This is a genomic window from Pseudomonas psychrophila HA-4 (genome assembly GCF_000282975.1).
In the GTDB taxonomy this organism is placed as follows: domain Bacteria; phylum Pseudomonadota; class Gammaproteobacteria; order Pseudomonadales; family Pseudomonadaceae; genus Aquipseudomonas; species Aquipseudomonas psychrophila_A.
In genome coordinates, this window is record NZ_ALJC01000107.1 from 55,618 (window position 1) to 67,292 (window position 11,675).

The 11,675-nt window shown below is 57.5% G+C and carries 13 protein-coding genes; 1 reads left to right on the top strand and 12 read right to left on the bottom strand.

Annotation, left to right across the window (positions count from 1 at the left end; translation table 11 throughout):
• Window positions 1–5: 5 nt before the first annotated feature.
• From B347_RS0117450 to B347_RS0117460, 3 genes are read right to left on the bottom strand one after another with little or no spacing between them, the layout of a single operon-like run.
• Window positions 6–887 (bottom strand): alpha/beta hydrolase, encoded by an 882-nt coding sequence (locus B347_RS0117450; protein ID WP_019410984.1) that lies wholly within the window; start codon window positions 885–887, stop codon window positions 6–8.
• Complete coding sequence (locus tag B347_RS0117455; protein WP_019410985.1) at window positions 884–2,278, bottom strand: aspartate aminotransferase family protein; 1,395 nt, start codon at window positions 2,276–2,278, stop codon at window positions 884–886. The genes B347_RS0117450 and B347_RS0117455 overlap by 4 nt, the downstream gene beginning before the upstream one ends.
• Window positions 2,271–2,966, bottom strand: a complete 696-nt coding sequence (locus tag B347_RS0117460) for an MtnX-like HAD-IB family phosphatase (RefSeq protein WP_019410986.1) — start codon at window positions 2,964–2,966, stop codon at window positions 2,271–2,273. The genes B347_RS0117455 and B347_RS0117460 overlap by 8 nt, the downstream gene beginning before the upstream one ends.
• Before the next feature lie 226 nt (window positions 2,967–3,192).
• Here B347_RS0117460 and B347_RS0117465 point away from each other — a divergent pair, with 226 nt between their 5' ends.
• Window positions 3,193–3,957, top strand: coding sequence for a MipA/OmpV family protein (locus B347_RS0117465; protein ID WP_019410987.1), 765 nt, complete (start codon window positions 3,193–3,195; stop codon window positions 3,955–3,957).
• Window positions 3,958–3,975: 18 nt separating this feature from the next.
• Here the strand turns inward: B347_RS0117465 and B347_RS0117470 are convergent, their stop codons facing one another.
• The 9 genes from B347_RS0117470 to B347_RS0117510 all read right to left on the bottom strand — a co-directional run bounded on the left by B347_RS0117470 (window position 3,976) and on the right by B347_RS0117510 (window position 11,656).
• Window positions 3,976–4,395 (bottom strand): EamA family transporter, encoded by a 420-nt coding sequence (locus tag B347_RS0117470; protein WP_019410988.1) that lies wholly within the window; start codon window positions 4,393–4,395, stop codon window positions 3,976–3,978.
• An 11-nt stretch (window positions 4,396–4,406) separates the two neighbouring features.
• Entirely contained in the window at window positions 4,407–4,781 is a 375-nt protein-coding gene (locus tag B347_RS0117475; protein ID WP_019410989.1) for a transporter, read from the bottom strand.
• A complete protein-coding gene (locus B347_RS0117480) occupies window positions 4,778–5,698 on the bottom strand; it encodes an arginase (RefSeq protein WP_019410990.1) in 921 nt (306 codons plus the stop codon). The genes B347_RS0117475 and B347_RS0117480 overlap by 4 nt, the downstream gene beginning before the upstream one ends.
• A 107-nt stretch (window positions 5,699–5,805) precedes the next feature.
• The gene (locus B347_RS0117485) at window positions 5,806–6,132 is read right to left on the bottom strand and encodes a GlpM family protein (RefSeq protein ID WP_192812389.1); all 327 of its coding nucleotides are present in this window, start codon (window positions 6,130–6,132) and stop codon (window positions 5,806–5,808) included.
• 8 nt (window positions 6,133–6,140) lie between these two features.
• Window positions 6,141–7,466: a sigma-54-dependent transcriptional regulator gene (locus B347_RS0117490; RefSeq protein WP_019410992.1), complete on the bottom strand. Its 1,326-nt coding sequence runs from the start codon at window positions 7,464–7,466 to the stop codon at window positions 6,141–6,143.
• Entirely contained in the window at window positions 7,463–9,367 is a 1,905-nt protein-coding gene (locus tag B347_RS0117495) for a sensor histidine kinase (RefSeq protein WP_019410993.1), read from the bottom strand. Before B347_RS0117495 ends, B347_RS0117490 begins: the two co-directional genes overlap by 4 nt.
• 137 nt (window positions 9,368–9,504) lie before the next feature.
• Window positions 9,505–10,239, bottom strand: coding sequence for an amino acid ABC transporter ATP-binding protein (locus B347_RS0117500; protein ID WP_019410994.1), 735 nt, complete (start codon window positions 10,237–10,239; stop codon window positions 9,505–9,507).
• Window positions 10,236–10,910, bottom strand: a complete 675-nt coding sequence (locus tag B347_RS0117505) for an amino acid ABC transporter permease (protein ID WP_019410995.1) — start codon at window positions 10,908–10,910, stop codon at window positions 10,236–10,238. Before B347_RS0117505 ends, B347_RS0117500 begins: the two co-directional genes overlap by 4 nt.
• Entirely contained in the window at window positions 10,910–11,656 is a 747-nt protein-coding gene (locus B347_RS0117510) for an amino acid ABC transporter permease (protein ID WP_019410996.1), read from the bottom strand. Before B347_RS0117510 ends, B347_RS0117505 begins: the two co-directional genes overlap by 1 nt.
• Window positions 11,657–11,675 lie beyond the last annotated feature (19 nt).

An 11,675-nucleotide genomic window follows, 5' to 3' on the forward strand; every position in this document is an offset into this window, starting at 1 on the left:
GGTGGTCAGGCTTGCTGCAAATACTCAATGGGTTGTTGCGAGGTCGTGCTGTTACTTTTCACGAACGCGTCACTGAGTTCGATCACGCGTCGGTATTGCAGGTCGACCGTGATCATGTGGTAGCAGTTGTCGAGCAACACTTTGGTCACGGGGCCGCCGAGATGACGTTCCACGTAATCGGCGTTCCAGCGGCTGGTGATGTCGTCTTCGATGGAATGCAGCACGAGTGCTGGCGTGGTGATCGACGGCATGCGTTTTTTTACCACCGCGTTCATCCGGTGCAATTCGCGCACGGTCACGCCTTCCATCGTCAACAGCCCGGCATTGCTGCTTTCACCGGCTTTCATCTGGCGCTCGACAATCGCTCGCAGGCGCTCATTTTTGATGCCATAGGGCGGCTTTTCTTCAAAGCTGCACAGGTGTACGCCGCCCGGAATCTTCATCAGCAGCGGAGTCATGAACGCCAGTTTGTTGATGCTCCAGCCGTCATACCGCAGGGTGGTGGAGTACATCAGCAAGCCCGCCACTTGGCCAGGGTGCTCGCAGGCCACGTACATGGACATCACTGCCCCCATCGACAAACCGCCAACGAACACCTGTTGATGACGTTGGCGAATGCTGGCGAAGGTTTTGCGCACGCCTTCGTACCAGTCTTTCCAGCCGGTGGCTTGCAGGTCGCTATTGTCACCGCAGTGCCCGGCCAAGGTCGGTACGTACACAGTGCACGTACCGTCCTTGGCCAACCCCTGGGCCACCCGACGCATTTCGGTCGGGGTGCCCGTGAGGCCGTGGATCAACAGGATCGCGACCTCACCCGTGCCAAGAACGAAACCGGCGTCGCCTTCTCCCAGATCGATATCACCTGTGGTGAAAGCGGCCGCGTTCACCGTTTCATCGCCCGGTGCAGCAGGCGGTCGAGCAGGGCGATGCCCAGGTCGATTTCGGCGTAGCTGATTTCAAGCGACGGTGCCAAGGTGATCACGTTTTTGTAGTAGCCGCCCACGTCCAGAATCAGACCCAGACGCTTGCCGTCGATTTCGATATCGCCCTTCATGCCTTCCTCAACCATGTAGTCCAAGGTTGCCTTGTCTGGCGTGAAACCGTCCGGGCCACAGATTTCGCAGCGCAGCGCCAAGCCCAAGCCGTCGACGTCGCCGATGATCGGGTAGCGTTTCTGCAAGTCTTTGAGGCCTTCAAGGAAGTATTTGCCCTTGGCCATGACCATTGCGCCGTAGTCGACTTCGCTGGTCATTTTGAACATTTCAAGGCCTACCGCAGTGCCCAGCGGGTTGGAGGCGAAGGTGGAGTGAGTCGAGCCCGGTGGGAAAATCTTCGGGTTGATCAGTTCTTCGCGGGCCCAGATGCCGCCCAGCGGGTTGAGGCCGTTGGTTAACGCCTTGCCGAACACGATCACGTCAGGTTTGACGTCGAAGTGTTCAATCGACCACAGCTTGCCGGTACGCCAGAAGCCCATCTGGATTTCGTCGACCACCATCAAAATGCCGTGTTGATCCAGCACCTGCTTGAGTTCGCTGTAGAAATTCATCGGGGGAATCACGTAGCCGCCGGTGCCTTGGATCGGCTCGACGTAAAACGCTGCGTACTCACTTTGACCGACTTTCGGGTCCCACACGCCGTTGTATTCAGTTTCAAACAGGCGGGCGAATTGCTGCACGCAGTGGCTGCCGTATTCTTCTTTGGTCATGCCTTTGGGGCCGCGGAAGTGGTACGGGAACGGGATGAAGTTGGCGCGCTCGCCGAAGTGGCCGTAGCGGCGGCGGTAGCGGTAGCTTGAGGTGATCGAGGACGCGCCCAGAGTACGACCGTGGTAGCCGCCTTCGAAGGCGAACATCAGGCTTTTGCCGTTGCTGGCGTTACGGACCACTTTCAACGAGTCCTCGATGGACTGCGAACCGCCGACGTTGAAGTGCACACGACCGTCGAGGCCGAACTTGTTTTTGGCGTCGACTGCGATGCGTTCCGACAGCTCTATCTTGCCTTTGTGCAGGTATTGGCTGGCAATCTGCGGCAGGGTGTCGATCTGTTGTTTCAGGGCGTTGTTCAGGCGAGGGTTCGAGTAGCCGAAGTTAACGGCCGAGTACCACATTTGCAGGTCGAGGTAGGCTTGGTCTTCGGTGTCCCAGACGTAGGAGCCTTCGCAGCGGCTGAAAATACGTGGGGGTTCGATGTAGTGAACGGTGTCGCCGTAGGAGCAGTACTTGGCTTCTTTTTCCAGAAGAATTTGGTCTTCTGGGGTAGCGATTCGGATATCAGACATGATTGAAGAGTTCCTGCTGGTCACGAGAATAATGAGGTGCGTTAGCGGCGTCGCTTGGCAATTGGGCGAGCAAGGCCGGGAGTTCGGCGAAAGAGTCGAAGCGTGCGTGCGGGATGCCGTTGCGTTCGCAGTGTTCGGCCAGGCTGTCTTTGGCGAACACGAAGTCGGCGCTGGAGGCCACGCACATGTCCGAGCGGCCGTCACCGATCACCAGCACGCGTTTGCCGCTGGGGGTGGACTTGCATTTGCAGTTGCCGGAAGCAGCACGGCAGGCGTCGCTTGAGTAAGGGAAGTCGATGCGCCAGCTGTTCTGGTCGACCTGGCGCAAACGGTTGGCGAGGATCGGCAGCAGGCTCACATAGTTGCGGGCCAGAATGCGGGCGATGCCTTGCTCGATGCCATCGCTAACGACTTCAATGGAAGCGCCAAGGCCGATGACGTGATCAACGAAGTCCGGAAAATCAGGGTCAATCTCAACGGTGTCGAAATAGGCCAGCAGCTCGGCTGGCGAGGCTTTGACCAGCGACAGCTGGCGGCTCAGGCATTCACGCGAACCCATTTCACCTTGCACCCATTGTTCTTCGATCGTCTCCCAGCTTGGGTCGGCGAAGCGTTGAAGAATGTTGTCGATGACGTCGGTACGGGTGATGGTCCCGTCGAAATCACACACGATATGCCATTGCATCATCTGCATTGTCCTGTTGAGGAGAGGCGCTCTCTGCGCATAAACAGGTAATTGCATTGACTGTGCCAACTTGCCAAAGCCCCGGGCGCTGGGGCTTTTGGTGTTGCTTGAGTCAAATTTGGTTGTGCGAGCTACAATTTTTGTAGCTTGCTACAAACAACATCAGTGCTTGCGTCGACTCGCCAAAAAAGTGATTGATGCGCGCATGAACTTCTATGGAACCCGTGTCATGAAAACGCCTTTACCTGCTTTTTTGCTGCTCACCTTGCTCAGTGTCGGTTTAGCTGCGCACGCAGCGGACGGCCCTAGCGGTGAAGTGGGTGTCGGGGTGGGTTACCAGCCGTATGACCCGAGTGGTAGTCGATATGAGACGGTGCCGTTGCCCTACGTCGATGTGGACTGGGGCGATGTCAGCCTAGATACCGACGATGGTTTGACCTGGAGTGCCTTGAATGCCGATGGCTGGACCGCCGGGCCGTTCATCAACTACTTGCCGGGTCGTACCGCCAATGGCTCGTTGCGCGGTTTGCGTGATGTGTCAGACATGGCGCAACTCGGCGGCTTTGTGCAATACAGCCCGGCCGAGTTCTGGCGTGTGTATGCGCAAGTCGGCCAAGCCGTAGGGGCAGCGGGCGGGCAGGGCGGCGTGCTGGGGCAGGTTGGGGGTGAGCTGGGTTATCCGCTGGGGCTGGGGATTATCGGTAGTAGCCAGTTGGCGGCGCACTTTGCCGATGGCCGGCAAATGTCGACGTTCTTTGGTGTGAGCGAGTCTGAAGCCCACGCCTCGGGGATCTCGCGGTACACCGCCAGTGGCGGCTTTCAGAACGTGACCCTGACCCAGAATGTTGAGTTTCCGCTGGCTGAGCATTGGTCGCTGGTGGCCAGCGCGAGCTGGACACACCTGGTGGGTTCGGCAGCTGACAGCAGCATTGTTAAAGAGATAGGCGACGTGAACCAGGGCGCTGTGCAGACAGCCGTGAGTTACAAGTTTTAAACACGGCTACACAGAGGGTCAATGCTCCGGCTCACCCTCCGCCAGCAGTGCAATACCGGCAATGATGACTACCACCCCCACCCAGTGCAGCGCGCTGATGTGTTCGCCGAGCCCCAGCCATGACCCTAGCAAGACCCCGACAAAGACCAGTGAACTCAGCGGAAACGCCAGCGACAGGCTGCTGCGCCGCAAAATCAACATCCACACAAAAAATGCGCCGACGTAGCAGGCAATCGCGATCCAAACCCCTGAATTGAGCATCACTGCTTGCAGCCATTGCAGGCTGAAATCCATCTGGCCCAGTTGATCGCCGCCAACTTTGGTGGCGATTTGTCCGCTGCTTTCAAGGGCGATTAGCAGCGCCCACAGCACAATGGTGCCCACGCGACCCTGCAGCCAGCCGCTGGGTGCGGTGTGCAGCGTTTCAGTATTTTCCATGGTTTACCTCCTCAAGCCCCGGCGATGCAGACCAGCATCACGCCGAGGGTAATCACCAGTGTGCCCATCCAGCGCCGACCGCTGACGTGCTCACCGAGGAACACTTTGCCGGCGAAGACCACGCCGCAATACGCGAGCGCTGCGGCTGGGAAAAGTAGGCTTAGGGGGGCTCGTGATAAGGCTTCGAGCCAAACGAAAAACTCGATCACATACGCGCCGATCCCGGCCCACAGCATGGGTGCGTTAAATACCTGCCCCCAGAAGGCATTGAGGCGAAAGCCGCCTTCAAGCTCGGGCAAGCGGTCGAGGCCAATCTTGAAACACAACTGGCCGATCACATCGAGCACGATGGAGAACGCCACCAGCAACATCACAGTCAAGGTCACGGGAACAGTTCCTCAAACAGCGACATCAGCACCTCGTTGGTGGCCGCGTTGCGCAACAGGTCGGCGTCGCTCCAACGCTGCGGCGGTGGTTGGTCAGATTTGGCTTCCCAGCGTTTGAGTAGGTTGCTGTGAGGTGCCTTGGCGAACTCGCCGCACACATCAATGCCCAGCACGCGCTTACTGGCGGCAAGGGCGCGGATGGCGTGTAGCAGGTGGGTGAGGCGCATGCCACCTTGATCCCAGTTGGTGGCGGCGTCTTCACTGGCCAGCACGTCTTTGTCGATGGTGATCCATACCGCCTCTGTAGGCAGGCTCTGGATCAGGTTGTCGACAAAGGTCGGCCAGTCCTGTTCGGACAGGTTGTGCCAATGCAGAAGGTTTTCGTGTTGCTCATGCCCTGGACCATCGCCGATCCGGCCCCAGACTTTGGTGGGGGCGTGTTGCCACGGAAATAGCTGCAAGTCGCCACGCCGCAGAGCACCCAAGTTACCGCCCTTAAACTGCGGGCTCTCTAGGTCATCACTGCACGGGCCGAGGGTAACGATGCGTTTGACGTTCGGCAGTTTCAGCGCACGATTGACCCACGAACCGCAATGACGGCGGGGTGCAAAGCGGACCCAGTCCGGATGGTTGTCGAAGTGAATCAACGTCACCGGCTCTGGCAAATCAGCCAAGAGCGCAGGCGTTAAGTGGTGATAGTCGCCGGAGCCAATGAAGAACAATTCAGGTTTGCCTGCGGGCTTTTTCGCACGTTGCAGCAGACTTTTAGCGAAGCGTTGGTAGTTGCGTTCGCTGGACCACAGGCGCAGTTTTGGGCCTAGTTCCAGCAAATCGAGACGTGTAGCGCGGCCATCGACGAGCCGCTGCGCAATAGGAGCCTGAGCGGTCAGGCTATGATCGAGATCGAGAATATTCAACGTGTTATTTACCCCATTTAATCGCCGCCGAGCCAGGCCTGGCGGGCTTTAAGGGGTAAATGCAAGGCGCGTGCCTGCTTTGTGATTTCGGTAGGAGATGTGGGGTGTCAGTGCAAGCGGACCCACACGCTGACCAAGACGGTGGCGGCCATCAACCATGCCACTGCTGCCAACGCCAACGAGGCTTCAAGCCGTAACCGATCAACCAGCACATACAGCGTCGCGAGGTAGACGAAGTAAGGGATGATTGACCACATGCCGAACACAATGGTGGTTTTTAGGTCGTCGACGGATCGCCCTTTGCCGACGATGTAATGCGCAATCAGGGCAAAGGTCGGAAACAGCGGGACTAAACCTGCGATGTAATAGTTTTTGGTTTTTGCCAGCATCGCCAGAATGATCACCACGCCAGCGCCCAGAGCTGCTTTAAGAATCAGATCCATCAGTGCGCGAGCCCGTATTTTTTAACTTTATCGAAGAGTGTGGTCTTGGCCATGCCCAGTTCCTGGCTGGCTTGGGTCAGGTTGCCGCCGCTGCGTTGCAAGGCATCGTTGAGCAAGTTGCGTTCGAAGGCTTCTACCGCTTCTGAAAAACCCAGCCCTTGTGAGGCGTTGCTGCCCGGCTTTTTGAACGCAGGCAAGCCCAAGGCAAAGCGCTCGGCCACGTTGCGCAGTTCGCGTACGTTGCCCGGCCAATCATGGCTCATGAGGTTGGACAAGGTCTGGTTGTCCAGTTCGGGCGCCGCGCGATCGAAGCGCAGAGACGATTGCTGCAGGAAGTATTCGAATATTTGCAGGATGTCTTCGCGACGCTCGCGCAAAGGCGGCAGTTCGAGGGTGACTACGTTCAAGCGGTAATACAGGTCGCTGCGAAACTGGCTGGCCTTGCTCAGTTGGTCGAGATCTGATTTGGTGGCCGCAATCACCCGACAATCTACGTCGATACTTTGGTTGGAGCCTAGCCGCTCAAGCGTGCGTTCTTGCAACACGCGCAGCAGTTTGATTTGCAGGTTGAGCGGCATGCTTTCGACTTCGTCCAGAAACAACGTACCGCCGTTGGCATGCTCGATTTTGCCGATCCGGCGTTTGCCCGCGCCGGTGAAGGCGTTGGCTTCGTGGCCGAAAATTTCACTTTCGAACAGGTTTTCCGGTAATCCGCCGCAGTTGAGCGCGACGAACTGCTGGGGCTGACGGCGGCTGAAATCGTGCAGACAACGGGCAACCAACTCTTTGCCGGTGCCGGTTTCGCCTTCGATCAGTACGTTGGCCGAAGTATCAGCGACATTAGCGATCAATTCGCGCAATTGTTGCATGGCGGGCGAGCGACCAATGATGCGACCTTCGAGGGAGTCGCGTTCGGCCAATTGTCGACGCAGCGACCAGACTTCACGGGCCAAGCTGCGTTGTTCTAGCGCCCGGCGTGCCACCTCGACCAGTCGCTCAGGAGAAAAGGGTTTTTCCATGAAGTCATAGGCGCCATCACGCATCGCGCCCACCGCCATGGAAATATCGCCGTGCCCGGTAATCAGTACCACCGGCAGGCTGCGGTCGCGGGCCTTGAGGCGTTTGAGTAGCTCCAGGCCATCAATCCCCGGTAAACGAATGTCACTGATGACGATGCCGGGAAAGTTATCCCCGACCAAGGCCAGCGCCTGTTCGGCGCTGCTCACACCTTCGCTGTGAATGTCTTCCAGCGCGAGCGCCTGTTGGCATCCGAGCAGGACATGGGGGTCGTCTTCGACAATCAGGACGGTCAGCTCATGGTTCATATCGGCTCGGCCTTAGCGGGTTGCACCAGCGGTAAAAGGAGGACAAACGCAACACCACCGGCCTGCGGAAATTCGACGCTGAGGCTTCCGCCAGCGGCCGCAGCCAGGCTGGCAGACAGGGTCAAGCCTAGGCCTAGGCCTTGTTCGCCGGGTTTGGTGGTGAAGAATGGTTCAAACAGATGCTTACGGTTTTCCGGGTTGATACCGGGGCCATTATCGCGCACACGCAGGCGGTATTTGCCTTCGTAGTGTTCGCCTTCAAGCCACAACTGCGGGGGTGTTGACTGACCTTGCATAGCGTCCAGCGCGTTGCTGATCAGGTTGACCAGAATTTGCTCAAGCCGGGTTTGGTCGATCTTGAGTTCAGCGTCGCTGAGGTCGCGCTGCAAATGTGCGCCAGACGTTTCGAGTTGGCTGGCGAGTAATTGCAGGACCGCTTCGATCGCCTTGCTTAGGCTAGCGTGGCCGTGATCCTCGCCACGTCGCGCAAACGAGCGCAGGTTAGCGGTAATGCGGCCCATGCGGTCTACTAAGTTGTTAATGGTGTTGAGGTTGTCCGCGGCCACTTTCAGGTCGCCCCGCTCAAGAAAGCGCACGGTATTGCCGGACAGTGTGCGCAAGGCGGCCAGTGGTTGATTCAATTCGTGGGCGATGCTGGTGGACATTTGGCCGACGGCCGCCAGTTTGCCAGCCTGCACCAGTTCGTCTTGAGCGAGGCGCAAAGTGTCTTCCGCTTGGCGGCGCTCGCGAATCTGGTCTTTGAGGCGCTCGTTGCTGGCGCGCAAGTGCGCCGTGCGCTCTGTAATTTTGCGCTCCAGCTGGCTATTGGCCGCTTGCAGCGCTTCACGGGCAGCCAATCGGGTGGCGATTACTTTGCGTCGCTCGTTCCAGGCAATCAGCAGAAACGCCAGTAGAGCAAAGGCTACGGCCACCAACATGCCTTGGTTGGCTGCTTCGCGACGTAAATCCTGTAGGGGCGTGAGTAACGTGATGTCCCATGGGGTGTCGTTCAGCCGACGGGTCTGGGCCAGATAACTGACCTCCTTATTATCGGTCTCGACCCCTGGGTTGGCCGCGTACGTCACTTTTTCGACGCCTTCGCCCAGTTGCTCGCTTGCAAGGGGTTGCAGTTCAATAAGCGGCCACCAGTAGTACTGCAAGCTGCGCGCCAGCCGCTCTTTGATCTCAGCGGTTAATGGACGTACGGACTTGAGCCGTCGGCTCGGATCGCTGGATAGGATGATGATGCCGTTCTCATCGCTCACATACGCTTCGAGGCGGGCGCGTTGCCAGCGTTCTTCAAGGGCTTCAAGACGGACTTTGATTACCGCTACGCCAATGATCTTGCCCTGTTCTTCGAGGCCGTGAGCCAGGTAATAGCCCGGCTCGCCGGTGGTGCTGCCGATGCCGTAGAAACGTCCGGGTTGGCCACGCACGGCGTCCTGAAAATAGGCCCGGAAAGACAGGTCTTCACCCAGATAACTGTCGGTGTCGCGCCAGTTACTGGTGGCCACGACCCTGCCAGTGGTGTCGAGCACGTAGATTGCCCGACTGCGGCTGCGCCGGTTAAGGCCTTCGAGGTATTGATTGACGGTGACCCGGTTTTGCGCGGTCGGATCAGCCAGTAATTGCGAAACACTGGACTCCAACTCCAGCAAGCTGGGCAGGTAGGTGTATTTGCTGAGTTCGCTTTCGACGGTGCGAGCATGCAACTCAAGCTGGCGTTCTCCGCTCTCGTTGAGCGTGCGAATGCCAAAGTGTTCACTGATGCGATAGCCGGCATAGCCTAGCCCGATCGTTAGCAAGATGATCAGTAAAGGCAGCAATAGATTGCGTAGCAGTCGAGGTTTCACGGCAAATGAGGGCGGGGCACCGCGATAAAGGTTGGGGTCGCATTTCATCACAGATGCCTTGGGTCAACCACTGCGCAATTGCAGCTGATTAACTGATATCACCTGTAGGAGCGAGCTTGTCTCGCGATCTTTTATAAGATCAAAAGATCGCGAGACAAGCTCGCTCCTACGAGGCGTGGTGCGGTTTAGTGTTGCAGGATTTTGGCGAGGAAGTGCTGTGCGCGCTCGGAGCGGGCAGTTACGTCACCGAAGAACTCTTCTTTCTCACAGTCTTCGACGATTTTTCCCTGGTCCATGAAGATCACTCGGTTGGCAACCTTGCGCGCAAAACCCATTTCGTGGGTCACGCACATCATGGTCATGCCTTCGTGGGCCAGTTGCACCATCACGTCGAGTACTTCGTTAACCATTTCCGGGTCGAGTGCTGAGGTCGGTTCGTCGAACAACATGACGATCGGGTCCATGGCCAACGCGCGAGCGATGGCTACACGCTGCTGCTGACCGCCCGAAAGCTGGCCAGGGTGTTTGTGGGCATGAGCCGACAAACCTACGCGCTCAAGCAGTTCGAGGCCTTTTTTAGTGGCTTCTTCCTTGCTACGGCCCAATACCTTGATCTGTGCAATGGTCAGGTTTTCGGTGATGGTCATGTGCGGGAACAGTTCGAAGTGCTGGAACACCATGCCCACGCGCGAACGCAGTTTTGGCAGGTTGGTCTTCGGGTCGGCAATTGATGTGCCGTCGACCACGATGTCGCCTTTTTGGAACGGTTCAAGGGCGTTGACGCACTTGATCAGGGTTGATTTACCCGAGCCCGATGGGCCACAGACAACCACCACTTCGCCCTTTTTAACTTCGGTACTGCAATCGGTCAGTACCTGGAAGTCCCCGTACCACTTATTGATGTTCTTGATCGAGATCATACGGCAAACCTTTTTTGCAGACGCTTGACCAGCAGCGAGGCGGAAAAGCTGATGATGAAATACACCAGACCGGCGAAAATCAGGAACTCATTGGAGCGGCCGATGATGTCGCCACTGGAGCGCGAAGCATTGAGGAAGTCAACCAGGCCTACGGTATAAACCAGCGAGGTGTCCTGGAACAAAATAATGCTTTGTTGCAGCAACAACGGGGTCATTTTGCGAAATGCCTGAGGCAGGATGATCAGGCGCATGGCCTGGCCGTAGCTCATGCCCAGCGCTTTGGCGGCGCCCATCTGGCCTTTAGGAATGGCTTGTACGCCAGCCCGCACGATCTCACAGAAGTAAGCGGCTTCGAACATAACGAAGGCCACCATGCACGACTCGAACGCACCGATTGGTGTGTCTTTGCCGGTGATCCAGCGCAGTACAAACGGCACTGCTAGGTAGAACCAGGTAATCACGAGCAGCAGTGGGATGGAGCGGAAGTAGTTCACGTAAGCGCCGGCCAAATTGGCCATCCACTTGCTGGACGACAAGCGCATCAACGCCAGCACTGTACCGAGAGCAACGCCCCCTACCACCCCGAGAACCATGAGTTTTAAGGTCATGATCATGCCGTTCCACAGACCCGGCAGGGCAGGAACAATACCGCTGAAATCGAAGAAGTCCATTATTTGCCCCCCAGAGACATCAGGCCAGGCACTGCGACTTTCTTCTCGACCAAGCGCATAAGCAGCATGAGGCTCATGTTCAAGGTGAAATAGATCAAGGTGGCCAAGGTGAAGGCTTCAAACAGGTTGGCGGAAAACTCGGCCGTCTGTTTCGTCTGTGCCAGCAGCTCCATCAAACCGATCAAGGACGCCACGGAGGAGTTCTTGAACACGTTGAGGAACTCGGAGGTGAGCGGTGGAATGATGATGCGATAAGCCTGGGGCAGCAGGACGTTCCAGTAAATCTGCGGCAGTTTGAACCCCATGGCTCGGGCCGCGGCTTCTTGGCCACGTGGCAATGCTTCGATACCCGTACGTACCTGCTCGCAAACCCGTGCAGCGGTAAACAGGCCCAGGCACACGACAACGCTCAGGTAAGCCGAGGTGGTCGGGTTTAGGTCTTGCTTGTACCAGTCCTGCAGGTGTTGTGGCAGCAAGTCGGGTACCAGGAAGTACCACATAAATAGCTGCACCAGCAGCGGCACGTTGCGGAAAATTTCCACGTAGACCGTGGCGATGCCAGAGATAAAGCGGTTCGGCAGGGTACGCATTACGCCCAGCAGCGAACCCAGCATCAGCGCGACAATCCAAGCGACAACAGCGATCGCGATGGTCCAGCCCAGTCCGGAAATAAACCAGTCGAGATACGTCTCTTGGCCAATGCCGGTGGACTTGAAGAACACGCTCCAGTCCCAGTTGTAATTCATGCAGGGTCTCCCCTCAGAT